The sequence below is a fragment of the Vibrio sp. D3 genome (assembly GCF_043995865.1).
In the GTDB taxonomy this organism is placed as follows: Bacteria; Pseudomonadota; Gammaproteobacteria; order Enterobacterales; family Vibrionaceae; genus Vibrio; species Vibrio diabolicus.
In genome coordinates, this window is the sequence record NZ_CP171887.1 from 1,675,948 (window position 1) to 1,692,477 (window position 16,530).

14 protein-coding genes are annotated in these 16,530 nt (G+C 44.0%); 10 read left to right on the forward strand and 4 right to left on the reverse strand.

The annotated features are described in order from the left end of the window. Nucleotides 1-13 precede the first annotated feature (13 nt). The 3 genes from ACHFJ9_RS15715 to rsmF all read left to right on the forward strand — a co-directional run bounded on the left by ACHFJ9_RS15715 (nucleotide 14) and on the right by rsmF (nucleotide 5,492). Nucleotides 14-1,264: a paraquat-inducible protein A gene (locus ACHFJ9_RS15715; RefSeq protein WP_006743266.1), complete on the forward strand. Its 1,251-nt coding sequence runs from the start codon at nucleotides 14-16 to the stop codon at nucleotides 1,262-1,264. Next, nucleotides 1,257-3,905 carry a PqiB family protein gene (locus tag ACHFJ9_RS15720; RefSeq protein WP_124007911.1) on the forward strand — a complete coding sequence of 883 codons (2,649 nt, stop codon included), beginning with the start codon at nucleotides 1,257-1,259 and terminating at the stop codon, nucleotides 3,903-3,905. Before ACHFJ9_RS15715 ends, ACHFJ9_RS15720 begins: the two co-directional genes overlap by 8 nt. 150 nt (nucleotides 3,906-4,055) lie before the next feature. Continuing rightward, entirely contained in the window at nucleotides 4,056-5,492 is a 1,437-nt protein-coding gene (rsmF, locus tag ACHFJ9_RS15725; RefSeq protein WP_395355415.1) for a 16S rRNA (cytosine(1407)-C(5))-methyltransferase RsmF, read from the forward strand. A 283-nt stretch (nucleotides 5,493-5,775) separates the two neighbouring features. Here the strand turns inward: rsmF and ACHFJ9_RS15730 are convergent, their stop codons facing one another. Beyond that, complete coding sequence (locus ACHFJ9_RS15730; RefSeq protein ID WP_005396561.1) at nucleotides 5,776-6,609, reverse strand: S1 RNA-binding domain-containing protein; 834 nt, start codon at nucleotides 6,607-6,609, stop codon at nucleotides 5,776-5,778. A gap of 192 nt (nucleotides 6,610-6,801) precedes the next feature. Between ACHFJ9_RS15730 and ACHFJ9_RS15735 the strand changes: the two genes are divergently transcribed. Beyond that, complete coding sequence (locus ACHFJ9_RS15735; RefSeq protein ID WP_006743263.1) at nucleotides 6,802-8,154, forward strand: hypothetical protein; 1,353 nt, start codon at nucleotides 6,802-6,804, stop codon at nucleotides 8,152-8,154. Between the two features lie 28 nt (nucleotides 8,155-8,182). Here ACHFJ9_RS15735 and ACHFJ9_RS15740 read toward each other — a convergent pair whose 3' ends face one another. After that, entirely contained in the window at nucleotides 8,183-8,680 is a 498-nt protein-coding gene (locus tag ACHFJ9_RS15740) for a DUF4442 domain-containing protein (protein ID WP_005396564.1), read from the reverse strand. 374 nt (nucleotides 8,681-9,054) lie between these two features. Here ACHFJ9_RS15740 and ACHFJ9_RS15745 point away from each other — a divergent pair, with 374 nt between their 5' ends. Further along, nucleotides 9,055-10,113, forward strand: coding sequence for a 3-deoxy-7-phosphoheptulonate synthase (locus ACHFJ9_RS15745; RefSeq protein ID WP_005396565.1), 1,059 nt, complete (start codon nucleotides 9,055-9,057; stop codon nucleotides 10,111-10,113). Between the two features lie 21 nt (nucleotides 10,114-10,134). Next, nucleotides 10,135-10,617, forward strand: coding sequence for a YajQ family cyclic di-GMP-binding protein (locus ACHFJ9_RS15750; RefSeq protein WP_048626417.1), 483 nt, complete (start codon nucleotides 10,135-10,137; stop codon nucleotides 10,615-10,617). 104 nt (nucleotides 10,618-10,721) lie between these two features. Here the strand turns inward: ACHFJ9_RS15750 and ACHFJ9_RS15755 are convergent, their stop codons facing one another. Beyond that, entirely contained in the window at nucleotides 10,722-11,642 is a 921-nt protein-coding gene (locus ACHFJ9_RS15755; RefSeq protein WP_006743261.1) for a bifunctional precorrin-2 dehydrogenase/sirohydrochlorin ferrochelatase, read from the reverse strand. 460 nt (nucleotides 11,643-12,102) lie between these two features. Here ACHFJ9_RS15755 and ACHFJ9_RS15760 point away from each other — a divergent pair, with 460 nt between their 5' ends. Then, on the forward strand, nucleotides 12,103-13,131 hold the full coding sequence (locus tag ACHFJ9_RS15760; RefSeq protein WP_395355420.1) for an amino acid ABC transporter substrate-binding protein: 1,029 nt from the start codon (nucleotides 12,103-12,105) through the stop codon (nucleotides 13,129-13,131). 6 nt (nucleotides 13,132-13,137) lie between these two features. On the opposite strand, the gene ACHFJ9_RS15765 is transcribed toward ACHFJ9_RS15760, so the two are convergent. Then, entirely contained in the window at nucleotides 13,138-13,278 is a 141-nt protein-coding gene (locus tag ACHFJ9_RS15765; RefSeq protein WP_005396568.1) for a hypothetical protein, read from the reverse strand. 71 nt (nucleotides 13,279-13,349) lie between these two features. On the opposite strand from ACHFJ9_RS15765, the gene ACHFJ9_RS15770 reads away from it, so the two are divergent. The 3 genes from ACHFJ9_RS15770 to ACHFJ9_RS15780 are packed head-to-tail and all read left to right on the forward strand — an operon-like array spanning nucleotide 13,350 to nucleotide 16,427. Beyond that, entirely contained in the window at nucleotides 13,350-14,555 is a 1,206-nt protein-coding gene (locus ACHFJ9_RS15770; protein WP_395355423.1) for an amino acid ABC transporter permease, read from the forward strand. 1 nt (nucleotide 14,556) lies between these two features. Continuing rightward, complete coding sequence (locus ACHFJ9_RS15775) at nucleotides 14,557-15,654, forward strand: amino acid ABC transporter permease (RefSeq protein WP_012841798.1); 1,098 nt, start codon at nucleotides 14,557-14,559, stop codon at nucleotides 15,652-15,654. Nucleotides 15,655-15,677: 23 nt separating this feature from the next. Next, nucleotides 15,678-16,427, forward strand: coding sequence for an amino acid ABC transporter ATP-binding protein (locus tag ACHFJ9_RS15780; protein ID WP_005377400.1), 750 nt, complete (start codon nucleotides 15,678-15,680; stop codon nucleotides 16,425-16,427). The last annotated feature ends 103 nt before the right edge of the window (nucleotides 16,428-16,530 follow it).

Genomic DNA, 16,530 nt, shown 5'->3' on the forward strand with positions numbered 1-16,530 from the left:
TAGAGAGGTCGTTATGACCTCTCTGTCTAAGCACGCCATGCAGCCAAATAATGTGCGCTTGTGCCAAGGTTGCGAATTGCCTGTCGATATCGTCGACTTACCCAATGGAAAAAATGCACACTGTCCTCGTTGTGGCACACAGTTGTATCGAGGCGGTAGCCCTAGCCTCTCAGGTAATTTAGCCGTCGCGATAACCTGTATCCTGCTATTTATTCCATCACACTTTTTTAACTTTATTAGTATCCGACTCTTTGGTGTGATGATTCCGGCAACCCTACCTTCAGGGATGATCACATTGATGGAAGAAGGCTTTGTTCTTCTTTCACTGCTTATTCTATTTTGTAGCTCTCTAGCGCCTCTGACGGTTTGTGTTTCAGTGGTTACGGCACATATCTCGCTGCATCAACGATGGTTTCGAGGGCTTCGTGTTTCACTGTGGCTAATTCAACATTTGAAACATTGGGTAATGCTGGATGTGTTCTTAGTTAGCATCGCCATTTCCTGCTTCAAACTCCAAGATTATTCCGACATTTTTGTAGGCCCAGGGTTAATTGGTCTGGTTCTTTTGCAGATATTTACCGTTTTGTTAGTTTCTCGAATTAGTGTGCGTCGTTACTGGGAAGCCTGGAAGCCAGAACGTCTTTATTCCTTTGAACACAAAGACGTGCATTGCCATGAGTGCCACCTGTCTCAACCTGAAGGTGACCATTGTCGGCGTTGTCACCACGAGTTATATCATCGCAAGCCCAACTCCATTCAGAAGACATGGGCTTACCTCATTGCGGCAACGATAGCGATTTTCCCAGCCAACTTGATTCCTATTTCCATCTTGCTGACCAATGGTAAACGTTTGGAAGATACTATTTTCTCAGGCGTAGCTGGGTTGGTAAAAAGCGGTATGTATGGCATCGCAGTGATCATTTTTGTGGCCAGTATTGTTGTGCCAGTTGTAAAAATACTTGGCCTTGCCTACATCATGCTTTGCATTCAATTCAAACGTTCGGTGTTTAAGAGACAACGAATGATGGTTTACTTTGTTGTTAAATGGATCGGTAAATGGTCTGTGATGGACTTGTTTGTTATTTCTATCATGATGACCTTAGTCGATCGTGGTCAGATACTTGATTTCACACCAGGATATGGCGCCGTGGCCTTTGGTGTTGTCGTGGTATTGACCATGCTTGCAGCGGAAAGTATTGATCCAAGGCTAATCTGGGACCAAACAGGCCCAACACAATCAGAAAAAGAGTCAATGAATGAGTGATCAGAACAGTTCTCAAACGTCATACGTACCAGATGTAAAGCGGAGCAAAGGCATATCTCCTCTTTGGCTTTTGCCAATTTTGACCATGGTCTTAGCTGGCTGGCTTGTGGTGAAGTCGATACACGATGCAGGACAACGGGTGCAAATCTATTTTTCTGACGCTGCTGGCTTGGTCGCTGGGCGAACCACTATCCGTTACCAAGGGCTAGAAGTCGGTATGGTGAGAGACATTAACCTCACTGAAGATCTCGGCAGTATTTATGTTGATGCCGATATCTACCCTGAAGCGGCAAAATTGCTGAACGATAAAACTCGCTTTTGGCTGGTAAAACCAACAGCAAGCCTAACGGGAGTTTCTGGGCTCGATGCGCTCGTGTCGGGTAATTACATATCGATTCAACCTGGAGATGGTCAAGAGTTTGAAACAACGTTCCATGCGTTAGACTCTGCACCAACAGATTTGCGCGTTTCACAAGGTTTGAACATTAAACTCAAAAGCCGCGATTTAGGTGGTGTGTCGATTGGATCTCAAATTGTTTATAAGAAAATTCCAATCGGTGAAGTCTACAGCTACCAGCTGGATGAAGACGCAAAATCTATCACGATTCAAGCCAACATCCAGGATCAATACCGACATATCATTAACAACCGCAGTCGGTTCTGGAACGTAAGTGGAATCGGTGCCAGCATAGGTTTTGAAGGCGTCGATGTAAGGCTAGAAAGCATGAGTGCTCTACTCGGAGGCGCGATCGCCGTCGATTCTCCGGATGACGGTGAGCCTGTAGAAGAGAATACTGAATTCCGTCTGTATAAAGATTTGAAAACTGCAGGTCGAGGTATCGCTGTTAAAATCGTCCTCCCTGATGACAGTAAAATCAGTGGCGAAGGCGCACCCATTATGTATCGCGGAATCGAGATTGGCCAAGTTACAGACTTAAACCTATCCGAAGGGCGAGAAGTGATATTAGCGTCAGCGGCAATTCAACCAGCTTTCAGTGACATGCTGACGACAGGTACCCGATTCGTCTTAGAAGAAGCAAAAGTGTCCCTCTCTGGTGTTGAAAACATTGCCAATCTCGTGAGAGGAAACTTCTTAACCATTGTGCCAGGTGCCGGTGATCGCTCTCGCCGCTTTACTGCCATTCGTAAAAACGTTTTTAACCAACAGCAAGAAAAGTCCATCGCTATTCGTTTAGTGTCTGACAACTCGTTTGGCCTAGATAGCGGTGCCAACGTGCTTTACAAAGGCATCGTTGTCGGTTCAATTATCAACGTAGGCTTAGTTGAAGAAGGTAAAAAATCGCAACATGAAGTATTTATGGATGTATTGATTGATCATGAATACAAACACCTGATCAAATCAAACAACCGTTTTTATGTAACCGGAAGTGCCTCTGCAGAATTAACGGAATCGGGCCTCAGCGTTACCGTTCCTCCGGCAAAACAGTTGTTAACTGGGTCCATTAGCTTTGTAAGCGAAGGCAAGCAAGATATTCAAAAAGAGTATCAACTGTTCCAAAACGAATCATTGGCAGAACTAGCACAGTACAACCAAAGTGGCTCAAGAGCACTCACACTGTTTGCTTCTGAATTGCCGCCGATTTCCAAAGGCAGCCCTCTACTCTATCGTAATCTTCCTGTTGGTAACGTCTCCGATTTCCAATTGGTTGATGGCGGTGTGTTAATTAAAGCAACCATCGAAAACCGCTTTGCTTACCTCGTAACACCGCAAACCGTCTTTTGGAACCGTTCAGGGATAGAGATAGATGCATCGCTAGCCGGTGTGAGTGTAAAAGCTCACCCTTTAAAATCGTTAATCGAAGGTGGCATCGCTTTTGACTCTGTTCCTGGCGTTGAAAACAAAATTGGAGACAACTGGAAGTTATATACAGATCAAAAAACCGCTCGCAAGTTTGGACGCGTCATTGCTTTAGAAACCGACGGCTCGCAAGAGATTGCTAAAGGAATGCCGATTGAGTATCAAGGCGTCAAAGTTGGTGAAGTCACACTGGTTGTACCGAATTTTCGTCGCAATATGGTTGAAATTACCGCAAGAATTCTACCTGAATACGTAGAAAACATTGCGGTTGAAGGCTCACATTTTTGGCTAACTGAGCCAGAGATTGGCTTAGGGGGCGTGAAAAACCTTGGCGCATTGGTGTCGAAATCCATCAGTGTTGAGCCAGGTAAAGGTAAAGCTAAATTTGATTTTCAGTTGGAAAACGGTTCAGAACGTGTTCAGGGCATGATGTTTACTTTACAAAGTGAACAACGAGGCTCAGTACAAGTCGGAACGCCTATTCTTTACCGCCAGATGGAAGTCGGCCAAGTAACCGACGTGAGCCTAGGAGAATTTGCCGATCGCGTCGTCACGACCATCAAGATACAGCCTGAATATGCTTACCTCGTTCGTCAAAACAGTGTGTTTTGGAATGTTTCAGGAGTAGATGTCTCCATCGGGCTTACCGGCGCGAACATCAAAGCGGGCACATTTGATAGTTTAGTTCGCGGAGGAATTGCGTTTTCAACGCCAGAGCAATCGACTATTCCACCAGCGGCAAAAAGTGGGCAATCTTTCTTTTTATATCCACAAGCTGAAGAAGGCTGGACTCAATGGCGTACTGCGATTCCTAAGCCGTAGAATAAAGCTCAATTCACATACAATTGAAGTTTGATTACCTTAAAAGAGCAGCAATCGCTGCTCTTTTTTATTGCTCGGCCCTTGTCACTATTCGTTTCTGCTTCGCTTTCGTATATTATTTGCCACAAATTCTGCAAACGAGATCCCACATTGCATCCTAATGTTTACATCCCAGACGCGTTTCTGGAAAAAATCCAAACTATCCTTCCTGCTAACCTCAACATGGAAGACTTTATCGCATCGTGCCAAAAGCCACTGCGCAAAAGTATTCGTATTAATACGTTGAAGATCAGCGTTGAAGCGTTTCTAGAACGTGCAGACGCAAAAGGCTGGAAGCTTTCTCCTGTGCCTTGGTGTGACACAGGGTTTTGGATTGAAGCGGACGAGTCAGTTGTACCATTAGGCAACACTGCAGAGCACATGTCAGGCTTATTCTACATTCAAGAAGCCAGTTCAATGATGCCAGTATCTGCGCTGTTTATGAATGACGAATCTTACGATGCCGTGTTAGATACAGCAGCTGCACCAGGATCAAAGACCACTCAAATCGCGGCTTTAATGAACAATGAAGGCGTTCTCGTGGCCAATGAATACGCCGCAAGTCGTGTAAAAGTGCTGCATGCCAACGTGGAACGTTGTGGTGTACGTAACTCCGCACTAAGTAACTTCGATGGGCGCGTTTTTGGCGGTTGGCTACCAGAACAATTTGATGCGGTTCTGCTCGACGCGCCCTGCTCCGGCGAAGGCACCGTTCGCAAAGACGAAGATGCAATGAAAAACTGGACGCAAGCTTCCGTGCTCGACATCGCTGACACACAGAAAGATCTTATTGAAAGCGCCTTCCATGCACTAAAGCCCGGTGGTGTGATGGTTTACTCAACGTGCACACTCAGTACCGAAGAAAACCAACAAGTTTGTCATCACTTGAAAGAAACCTTTGGTGATGCCGTTGAGTTTGAAAGCCTTGAGACCTTGTTTGAAAACGCAAATGCTGCTCTAACTGAAGAAGGTTTTTTGCATATCTTTCCACAGGTCTACGACTGCGAAGGGTTCTTTGTTGCAAGAATTCGTAAACTGGCTGCTGTTGAACCACCAAAGGTCAAAAAGCGCATGGGCAAGTTCCCGTTTACCAAAGCATCGAAAAAAGAATCGGTTGAAATTGCCCAACAGCTGCAAAGTGCGTTAGGTATTGAACTTCCGAATGACAGTTCTGTATGGCTTCGCGATAAAGATGTCTGGTTGTTCCCTAATGCTTTAGAGCCAATGATCGGCGAATTACGCTTCTCCCGGATGGGTATCAAGATCGCGGAAGCCCATAAAAATGGCTACCGTTGGCAGCATCAGGTGGCAACGGCATTAGCGACGGGCTCTGAGGCAAACGCCATCGAGCTAACCATTGAAGAAGCGCGCGAATGGTACATGGGGCGTGATGTTCGCCCACAAACGATTCCTGAGGGAATGAAAACAGGTAAAGGCGAAGTACTTGTCACCTATCAAGGCGCAGTCATTGGCCTTGGAAAGTGGGTAAGCAACAGAATAAAGAATGGTCTTCCTCGCGAATTAGTACGAGATAAGAACTTATTTTAAAGAAGTAACGAATCATAAATAAATGAAAAGCCATCGTATTTGCGATGGCTTTTTAATTCGTAAGTATGAAAGCAACTGGGCTCGCTAGCGATCCGGATACGCTGTACTAAACTAGTTGTATCAAAGTAATGCTTTGATATGGCACTTCTCTCTATGTTCACCAACAAAATTATTGTTGGAAAAAGTTTAGCGCAGGCTCTGCGGAGCCGTTTCCCCTAGGCCCAAAAAAAGGAAAAGTTTGGGCCGTTTTTTTGGCTGCAGATCCGCTATACGTGAGTTTGGGCTACGCCAGACGAATACCGTCTTTCTCGATAACAATCTTGCCCTGCTTGTACAATCCACCAATGGTCTTTTTGTAAGTACCTTTACTTGTACGGAAAGCGTCAAAAATCGCTTCAGGAGAAGACTTATCGTTCAAAGGTAAAAAGCCGCCTTTCTTCTCTAACAGATCAAGAATCTTGCTAGAAAGATCGTCCATTTTTGCCACGCCGACTTTTTGTAGCGCGAGATCGATTTTGCCATCTTCACGAATTTGCTTAATAAAGCCTTTCAGTTTCTTACCGATGTAAAGCTTACCAAACACATCTGATGGGAAAATCATGCCCCAATGCTTTCCGTTAACAATCGCTTTGTAGCCAAGTTGACTGCGCTCTGCGATGATCAAATCAACTTGTTCGTTAACTTCATAATTCGCCGGAGTTTTGTCTAACCATTTGTTGAACTTAGTCGTACCAACAATGCGGCCTGACGCTTTGTCAGTATAAACATAGACAAGAATAGTTTGTCCCGCAGAAAAGCGAGTGCGTTGCTCACTAAAAGGAATAAGTAAATCCTTCTCTTTGATGCCCCAATTTACAAAAGCACCTGTCGCGTTGACGCCCTCAATCTTCATTAAGCCCCATTCACCCACTTGGGCAATAGGTCTTTCAATGGTCGCAGCAAGCTGGCTTTCTGAATCGAAGTACAAAAATACGTCTACATGATCACCAATTTCAGTACCCTCTGGTACATACTTATTAGGCAGTAGAACAGAACCGTAATCATCACCATCCAGAAATACGCCAAAATCAGCCTTTTTAATGACTTCTAAGCTGTTAATTTGACCAATTTTAATCATTGATTTTGTCTCTTTTTAAATTTACGTGGAATTATACCTAAACTAACAAGAAAATCAGAGAGAAAAGCATAGTGCTCTGTTATGCTGTTGTCGTTCAGCTATATGCCCCAGTCACTCTTTTAGCACTTTTATGCTTACCTGCTCAACAGTACGCATAAGTTAAGAATGCTTTAACAAAGTCAGGAGCTTTCTTTGGTCACCGTCGATAAACAAGACTCAATAACATTAAAAATCAGTCATGCACTCGCAAAGAGCAAAAGTGTCGACCTAGATATTTACTTTTTTATACCTGGTGAGCTTGGTTTAAACGCCGATATCATCAGTGAATCCGAATTTTATTACACTTCAATCACACAGCAACGCTCTTATTACAGTACTGAAATCCTTCTACCGCTAGTACACAGTCGACTTGCCAAACGTGGACGCCTGTCGAATCAACAATACCGAGTAAGTTTGAGTTTGTTCGCGTACCAATACGTTATCGCGCTAGACAAAGCGGTAGCAAGTTTAAACAAGCATCAGAACAACTCCGTAACGGAAGATGAAGTAGACGAAGTTATAGAGCTCACGCTTGAGATCTTAAAGCGCTTGCGACGTTCTATTCCTTATGAAGAGAACTTAAAACGGTACTACGTTAACATCGATAACTACCTGTCTTGGTATACCGAGCAGAAGTTTTTATCTCTAGTGGCTCATCTCCCGCGTGAAGGCGATTATGGCACGATTAAGAAACGCTTGATCACGCTCTGTGAAAAAGAGCAAGCCCATCGAAAACTCAACAAGTACAACTCTCCAAGAGTCGTTGAAGACGTTACTCGCCTATCTAACAAAATGCGCTTGCTAAGACGCTTGATTGAACACCCTATCGTGCTTCGTGAAGAAACCATATCAATGGGTAACAACATCAAGCGTGCTATCAAAGGTATTGCTACTGGCTTGGTGATGGTTGTCGTGACCTCAACCGTGATTCTCGCTCGCGATTATCTTGGGGAAATTTCCGCGTCCTTCATTATCGCGATGTCATTTATTTATGCTCTACGAGAAATCTTTAAAGATGATTTGCGCGACGCGATGTGGCGATGGATCCGTAAAGGCAAGCCAAAGTGGCGTAAGAAGTATGTTGATCCAACAACGAAAAAAGTGGTCGGCAGAAAATTAGAGTGGCTCGATTATCGTACGTTAAGTAGCTTGCCAGATAAGATTCAAAGAATACGTAAGAAGCGCGTCGTGCAGCGCGAAGAGCAGATACTTCATTATCACGAGAAAACCGAAATGGCGACCTCTCTATTCTTGAGTGGTTATGAGCAAACAAGAGAAACACTGAACATCAGTTTGCGCCCTATCATCCGCTTGATGGATAAAAGCTCAAACCGAGTTTACCGTTTAAATGAAGGGCAAGTGACCAAAGAGTCGGTAGAGAAACGTCATTTGCTCAATGTGATTGTCAAAGAGGACAACCACACCGATGAGCCTGTTTATTACCGTTGGAAAGTGGTCTTAAACCGCTCCAAAATCGTCTCGATTGAGCAGATTGAACTCAATTAAAGCGATATTTTTTAAAAACAGCAAATCACTAAGCAGCCTCTTTTCTTTGTTGGGCTGCTTTTTTTATCGAAAGAGTCAACGAGAATTCTGCCATAGGTTCGTCACCATGTAAGCTAGGGCACAACGCGACGATTTTTACATCGCGATTCACTCGTTCACCCGTTGCCAACGTATGATCGAGCATCTCATCAATGACATGACCATCGTTACACACAAAGTGTACATCCGCTTCCGGACGTTTTAAAAACTCTGCTTTGACGCCTTTAAATGCTAAAGAGATCGCTTCTCCTTTTTCTTGCGCCTTGCTCATAGCAAGAAAACCACCAGCTACATCCGCCCCAACAGCTAAAGCCCCGAAATACATGCTATTCAAATGGTTCTTTGTTCTTCTTCGCAAAGGGATTCGAACCTCAACGTGCTCGCTATCTATCGCAATGATCTTAGGATGACAAAGCCAAATCAGAGGCACTTTAGAAAAGCCAAATAGATTTAGGTACAAATTTGCACGACGTACAGCTGATAACATTTTGGTCTCCTTACCAATCTAGTCAGACCAGTTAATCAACGAAAGAAATAGATGTCAAAGAAATGTTAACAAAAGCTCGATCTCACGAGTTATTTAGCCACCATTTTAGTGACATTGTCACACAGATAAACATGAGGTTTGCCGCAGTTATCTTGATTGCCTAACGGTGAGATAGATGAAATGGTTATAAATTCAAATGTATATATATTGATTTAATGATCAAGTTTTGTCATTTATACATAAGTCATTTAAATGAATACCTACACCTTTGTATACAATTCGGTATTTCCTGGCGAAGATTCCCGTGAAACGGTTTATTCCTGCCTGTAATTCCGTTATCTTTACCCCTTCGCAATAGAGAATAAAGCTATAACATGCCTATAAAAACAGATGAATTGAGAACCCAACCTTTGGGTCCAATGCCTACCCCAGCAGAGCTAGGTAGTGTACATCCTATTACGGATGACGTTGCAGACCGTATCGCTCAATCTCGTCGTCAGATTGAAAACATTTTATCGGGTGAAGACGATCGCCTTCTTGCGATTGTAGGTCCGTGTTCTGTTCACGACACTGAAGCTGCCATTGATTACGCCACTCGCCTGAGTGAAATCCAAGACAAGTACAAAGACGAACTGTTTATCGTGATGCGTACTTACTTTGAAAAGCCTCGTACAGTAGTTGGTTGGAAAGGTTTGATTACCGACCCTAACCTAGATGGCTCTTACGCGCTTGAAGCTGGCCTCCATAAAGCACGTAAACTACTACTGGATATCAACAAGCTTGGTCTTGCGACTGCTACTGAGTTTCTTGATATGATTACTGGTCAATACATAGCGGATTTGATCACGTGGGGCGCGATCGGTGCTCGTACAACAGAATCGCAAATTCACCGTGAAATGGCATCGGCGCTGTCTTGCCCAGTTGGTTTCAAAAATGGCACAAATGGCAACGTAAAAATTGCAATTGATGCAATTCGCGCATCGAAAGCCTCGCATTACTTCTACTCTCCAGATAAGAATGGCCGCATGACGGTTTATCGTACAAGTGGTAACCCATATGGTCATATTATTTTACGCGGCGGAGAGAAAGGCCCTAACTTTGATGAAGCGTCAGTAAAACAAGCGTGTGATGCTCTAGCCGAGTTTGGCTTGCCACAACGTTTGGTTGTGGATTTCAGCCACGCAAACTGTCAGAAGCAGCACAGAAAACAAATCGACGTTGCTCAAGACATTTGTAACCAAATTAAGTCAGGCAGTACTCGTATTGCGGGTATCATGGCTGAAAGCTTTATTCTTGAAGGAAATCAGCCAATGACTGACATCAACAACCTAACGTATGGTCAATCTATTACAGACCCATGCCTAGGCTGGGAAGATACTGCTACAATGCTAGATATGCTGGCAAACGCCGTTAAAACCCGAAAGTCCCTATAACAAAATAATCAAGGAATCTTCATGCCATCGTTTGATATTGTTTCTGAAATCGATACGGTTGAACTACGTAACGCCGTTGATAATGCTAACCGTGAATTGTCTACTCGTTTCGATTTCCGCAACGTTAATGCGAGCTTTGAGCTAGTAGAAGAAAACGTAAAAATGTCTGCGGAAGGTGACTTCCAACTTAAGCAAATGCGCGATATTTTACGTAGCCACTTGGCAAAGCGTAATATTGATGCAAACGCAATGGATGCACAGGACCCAGATGTAACTGGTAAGAATTGGCACCAAACTCTGCTTTTCCGTCAAGGTATCGATACACCAACAGCCAAAAAAGTAGTGAAACTTATCAAAGACGCAAAGTTAAAAGTACAAGCCTCTATTCAAGGCGACAAGGTACGTGTTACTGGTAAGAAACGTGATGACCTGCAAGCGACAATGGCAGCGATTCGTGAAGCAGAGATGGGCATACCATTCCAGTTTAACAACTTCCGTGATTAACTCAGTCTGAGAAGTAACTTAGTTTAAAAACGCCAGCGCATAGTTCGCTGGCGTTTTTGTTGGCCTTTTAATCGAGCAAGCCAAGTGCCCACTTTTTAACGTGGTTATATCACCAAGTCCTGCCCTTGCAGCAATAAGAACTCGCTCGTCCCTTTAGGGATAAACACGCAAACTCGAAGCTTTTCAGATTTAGCCTTGGTCAACATATCAGAGAGTTCAGCTGCGCTGGAGAAAGCTTCTCGCTCTGCATCTCTTCGTATTAGCTCTAACACGTTCGCTTCGCATCGAGTTGAGTAAAGTGCTAGCTCGGCTTGTTGCATGTAGCGCACGGCCTTAATTGGCAACATCTCAACGTCTTTCCCTACCTGTATCCAAGTACAACTTCCCTTTTCATCCAAAGGTGTTGCCATGGTCGCTTGGTAAATCGTTTCTAACTCTCTATTATCTCGCGCGTTTTCAACCTCAGGATTCGAGAAGAATTGCTCCCAAAACTTACGACGTAAATCGACGCTAGGTAGTGCTTCTTTAATCGAATTACGCTTTGAGTTAGCAAAGTCCGCCATCAACCCCATGTTTTGTGGCAGTATCGATTCAAGCTTTTCACGGATGTTTCGAATTAAAACTGGTGAGGCGCCGCCACTAGAAATAGCAATTTGTATGCGGCCACGATTGATCATAGAGGGCGTAATGAAGTCACAATAAGGCTTATCATCCACAACGTTCACTAGGATGCCTAATTCTTTCGCATCTTTATACACTTGGTGATTTAGCTCAGGATTATCTGTCGTGGCCCACACTTGAACAAAGCTTTTAGTGACAATGTCACTTGAATAGAAACGTTGCACCCAGCGCACTTGATGCTCTGCAGCAAGCTTAGACAGAAAATCGACCAACGTTGGAGAAACGATAGTGACATCCGCCCCTGCTTTTAGCAACGCTTCCACCTTTCTGCTTGCCACTTCACCGCCGCCCACGACAAGAACGGGTTTATTGATTAAATCTAAGAACAGAGGAAAATATCGCATTTCAATCCATGATTACTCTAATTAGCTGTTGCAGACCATGCTACCAAAAATGGGGCAAGCTCATCACCCTGTTTCGGTATCACAAATAATTTTTGTTCGAATTTTTACTGAACTTCACCAAGCTCAGCTAATGACAGTTTTAATAACAACTTTTTATTCTCTTGTATTGTTCACTCTTCTATTGATTGTTCTGATGCACCAAATTGTCCATGATTTGCACTATTTACAAACAATTAACATTTCGTCATTCTAAATCTCAAGGCGCTTTGTAAGTTCTCTCAAAACTTCATTTAAATTATATATTTGAGAATTAACAGATCCTTTCCTACGCTTATAACTGGTTGATCTATCGAATACCGTTTCTTCGAAAATCAATCACGTAGGACGATAACTCTAACGAATTGGACACGTTATTTCAGGTCACTCCTGATTAAACATGGATCATACAGGAAGGATACAAATGGCAAATAAACTCACAGTTCTTGCTTCCGTCGTAGCGGCTTCTACTGCGATGATGGCAACATCAGCTCAAGCAGCAGACACTACTCTGGACAAAGTCACAAAACAAGGTTTTCTTACTTGTGGCGTAAGTACCGGTCTACCTGGTTTCTCTAACCCTAACTCAAAAGGTGAATGGGAAGGTATCGACGTAGAATATTGCCAAGCACTGGCTGCAGCCGTTCTTGGGGATAAAACGAAAGTTAAATATGTACCCCTAACCGCGAAAGAACGTTTCACTGCGCTTCAATCAGGTGAGATTGATGTGCTTTCTCGTAACACCACCTGGACACTGCATCGTGATACTGCACTTGGCCTAAACTTCGTAGGGGTAAACTACTACGATGGCCAGGGCTTCATGGTGAAGAAAGATCTTGGCATCTCAAGCGCAAAAGAGCTTGATGGTGCATCAGTTTGCGTACAGTCCGGTACAACAACTGAGCTGAACCTTGCTGACTACTTCCGTAACAGCAGTATGTCATACAAGCCGGTCGTATTTGATACGGCAGCCCAAACGTCAAAAGGTTTCGATGCAGGACGTTGTGATGTGTTAACGACTGACCAATCTGGTCTTTATGCATTGCGCCTGAACCTGAAAGATCCCTCTTCTGCTGCCGTTCTTCCGGAAATCATTTCTAAAGAACCACTAGGTCCCGTCGTTCGTCAAGGTGATGACCAATGGTTCAACATTGCGAAGTGGACATTATCAGCAATGATTAACGCCGAAGAGTATGGTATTAGTTCGAAAAATGCGGATGAAATGCTGAAATCGAAAGATCCAAACATCAAACGTATTCTTGGTGTTGACGGTCCGAAAGGCAAAGGTTTGGGTATTCGTGATGATTGGGGCTACCAAGTTATCAAGCAAGTCGGTAACTATGGTGAAAGCTTCGAACGCACAGTCGGTACTGGTTCGCCGTTAGAAATTTCTCGTGGCGTTAATGCGCTATGGAATGCAGGCGGCTTTATGTACGCGCCACCAATCCGATAGAACGAGTTAATCAGGGCGGTTCATGCCGCCCTTTTTCTTGATTTTATCCATCTGTATGAGTAAGGACCGCTCATTGAATGGCAAGAAGTATTCGCTTAGATAGGCTATTTCAACTCGAATATCGCCGTTTAGCTCTGGTGAAAACATGCTTCGACCAGCAAGGACGTGACTATTTATACAGGCAGATATCTATAACTAAGGTTTGAGGTTATCGCTGTATGAAACCGACAAAAGATGCATCGCCAAGTACGATGTCCAAACCGAGCGGAAGCAAGAGCTTGATTTATAATCCCGCCTTTCGTTCTGCTATTTTCCAGATCATTGCCATAGCTGCACTGGTATTTTTCTTTTACACGATTATTAACAACGCACTGAACAACTTAGATGCTCGTGGGATCGCTACGGGTTTCGGTTTTTTAAATCAAGAAGCCGGGTTTGGTATCGGGCTGACGCTAATTGAATACGATGAAACGTACTCTTACGGCAGAACGTTTATTATTGGCCTTCTTAATACAGCGCTGGTCTCCGTATTAGGTATTATTCTGGCTACCGTGATTGGTTTTACCATGGGGGTCGCTCGCCTTTCTTCTAACTGGTTAGTGAGTCGCTTGGCTGCTGTTTATATCGAAACGTTCCGAAATATCCCACTTCTTCTACAAATATTTTTCTGGTATTTCGCTGTTCTTCAAGCATTACCCTCACCTCGTCAAAGCTTGAGCCTTGGCGAAGCCATCTTCTTGAATGTTCGTGGTTTATATTTTCCAGCGCCAGACATGGAGCCAGGCAGTGGCTTTGTTATTGCTGCATTAATCTTCGGGGTGATCGCCAGCTTGTTAATTAATGTATGGGCGAATAACAAGCAACGCCTAACTGGGCAACAAACGCCAATGGGAAGAATAGCTTTAGGCTTAGTCGTTGGCCTTCCGCTGATTGTCTACTTCCTTGCTGGTATGCCAATTTCACTAAATTATCCTGAACTGAAAGGGTTTAACTTCCAAGGTGGTGTTAGCATTATTCCTGAACTTGCCGCACTACTTTTGGCATTGAGCGTTTATACCGCCTCCTTCATTGCCGAAATTGTACGTTCTGGTATTAATGCGGTTAGCCATGGTCAAACGGAAGCGGCGATGTCGCTGGGCTTACCACGCGCGAAAACTTTAAAGCTTGTTGTCATTCCGCAAGCGTTACGAATTATTATTCCACCTTTAACCAGTCAATATCTCAACCTCACCAAAAACTCATCGTTAGCGATGGCGATTGGTTACCCAGATCTTGTCTCTGTCTTTGCTGGTACTACCCTGAACCAAACCGGGCAAGCGATTGAGATCATTGCGATGACGATGGGCGTGTACTTAACCTTAAGTCTGATTACGTCTGCATTAATGAACTTGTATAACCGTAAAGTCGCACTGGTGGAGAGATAATATGAGTACTCATCAATTTCAACCGGATCTCCCACCACCAGCCAATACCGTCGGCTTTGTTGGTTGGATGCGGAAAAACCTATTTAATGGACCTGTCAATTCCATTGTTACCGTAATTCTTGCTTATCTTGTCTTTAGTGCAATTTGGCATATCGTTGATTGGGCGTTTATCAACGCGGACTGGATTGGTTCGACGCGTGACGATTGCAGCCGAGAAGGTGCTTGCTGGGTATTTATCAGCGTGCGCTGGGAGCAGTTCATGTACGGTTTCTATCCTGAGTCTGAACTGTGGCGCCCTCGCCTTTTCTATATCACATTGGCTATATTTACTGTGTTGCTAGCGTATGAAAAGACACCGAAACGGATTTGGATTTGGCTTTTCTTCGTAAACATCTACCCATTCATTATCGCTGGGCTGTTATATGGTGGGATATTTGGGCTAGAAGTGGTCGATACACACAAATGGGGCGGATTACTCGTTACGCTCATCATTGCGCTAGTCGGTATTGTCGTTTCATTACCGATTGGTGTGGTACTCGCGCTCGGTAGACGTTCAGAGATGCCCATCATTCGCAGTATTTGTACCGTCTATATTGAAGTTTGGCGTGGTGTGCCACTGATTACCGTTCTGTTCATGGCTTCCGTTATGCTGCCTTTGTTTATGTCCGAAGGGTCCGAGACAGACAAACTTATTCGCGCTCTTATTGGTGTGGTGATGTTTGCCTCGGCTTATATGGCAGAAGTGGTACGGGGCGGCTTGCAAGCGATTCCAAAAGGCCAATATGAGGCTGCCGACGCACTTGGGTTAAGTTACTGGAAAAAAACAGGGCTTATTATCTTGCCGCAAGCGCTGAAGATTACGATCCCTTCTATCGTGAACACGTTTATCGGATTGTTTAAAGACACCAGTTTGGTTCTTATCATTGGTATGTTTGACGTACTAGGTATAGGACAAGCAGCAAACACCGACCCTGACTGGCTAGGCTTTGCTACTGAAAGTTATGTATTTGTCGCGTTAGTGTTTTGGGTATTTTGTTTTGGCATGTCGCGTTATTCGATATGGCTTGAAAACAAACTTCATACCGGTCACAAACGATAACTCATCAAGCTCAAGGACGTATTATGACGCAACAACAAGACTATATGATCCAATTGAAGGACATGAATAAATGGTATGGTGAGTTTCACGTACTAAAGAATATTAACCTCGATGTTAAGCGCGGAGAAAAGATCGTAATCTGTGGCCCATCAGGGTCAGGAAAATCAACGATGATTCGCTGTATTAACCGCCTCGAAGAGCACCAAGCTGGTAGCATCTATGTTTCCGGTACGGAGTTAACTGAAGATTTAAAAAATATTGAAGCTGTACGCCGTGAAGTGGGCATGTGCTTTCAGCACTTTAACCTCTTCCCTCATCTAACCGTGCTAGAGAACTGCACGCTTGCGCCTATTTGGGTGAAGAAGATGCCTAAAGATGAGGCAGAAGCGGTCGCGATGAAATATCTGGAACGCGTTAAAATTCCGGACCAAGCAGAGAAATATCCTGGCCAGTTGTCTGGTGGTCAGCAACAACGCGTGGCGATTGCTCGCTCTTTGTGTATGAACCCTAAAGTCATGCTTTTTGATGAACCAACATCAGCACTTGATCCGGAGATGGTTCGCGAAGTGTTGGATGTAATGGTCGAACTCGCCGAGGAAGGCATGACCATGCTCTGTGTGACACATGAAATGGGGTTTGCGAAAGAGGTTGCCGATCGCGTGATATTTATGGACGCAGGAGAGATCATCGAAGAGAACAACCCTGTTGATTTCTTTGAAAACCCTCAATCAGATCGAACTCAAAATTTCCTAGCGCAAATCTTACATCACTAAGATCTTTTGCAATTGGCATAATAAAAGCACTGATTTCAATGAAGTCAGTGCTTTTTGTTACTAAATTCAAAATTCTGTGTGACAATTGCTATGATTTGCTCTG

Excerpts from the sequence above, each read along its gene's own strand:
- ACHFJ9_RS15775 (WP_012841798.1), top strand. The coding sequence starts at position 14,557 with ATGAGTACTCATCAATTTCAACCGGATCTCCCACCACCAGCCAATACC.
- ACHFJ9_RS15750 (WP_048626417.1), top strand. The coding sequence starts at position 10,135 with ATGCCATCGTTTGATATTGTTTCTGAAATCGATACGGTTGAACTACGT.
- ACHFJ9_RS15715 (WP_006743266.1), top strand. The coding sequence starts at position 14 with ATGACCTCTCTGTCTAAGCACGCCATGCAGCCAAATAATGTGCGCTTG.
- ACHFJ9_RS15770 (WP_395355423.1), top strand. The coding sequence starts at position 13,350 with ATGAAACCGACAAAAGATGCATCGCCAAGTACGATGTCCAAACCGAGC.
- ACHFJ9_RS15780 (WP_005377400.1), top strand. The coding sequence starts at position 15,678 with ATGACGCAACAACAAGACTATATGATCCAATTGAAGGACATGAATAAA.
- ACHFJ9_RS15730 (WP_005396561.1), bottom strand. The coding sequence starts at position 6,609 with ATGATTAAAATTGGTCAAATTAACAGCTTAGAAGTCATTAAAAAGGCT.
- ACHFJ9_RS15745 (WP_005396565.1), top strand. The coding sequence starts at position 9,055 with ATGCCTATAAAAACAGATGAATTGAGAACCCAACCTTTGGGTCCAATG.
- ACHFJ9_RS15740 (WP_005396564.1), bottom strand. The coding sequence starts at position 8,680 with ATGTTATCAGCTGTACGTCGTGCAAATTTGTACCTAAATCTATTTGGC.
- ACHFJ9_RS15760 (WP_395355420.1), top strand. The coding sequence starts at position 12,103 with ATGGCAAATAAACTCACAGTTCTTGCTTCCGTCGTAGCGGCTTCTACT.
- ACHFJ9_RS15720 (WP_124007911.1), top strand. The coding sequence starts at position 1,257 with ATGAGTGATCAGAACAGTTCTCAAACGTCATACGTACCAGATGTAAAG.
- ACHFJ9_RS15755 (WP_006743261.1), bottom strand. The coding sequence starts at position 11,642 with ATGCGATATTTTCCTCTGTTCTTAGATTTAATCAATAAACCCGTTCTT.
- ACHFJ9_RS15765 (WP_005396568.1), bottom strand. The coding sequence starts at position 13,278 with ATGTTTTCACCAGAGCTAAACGGCGATATTCGAGTTGAAATAGCCTAT.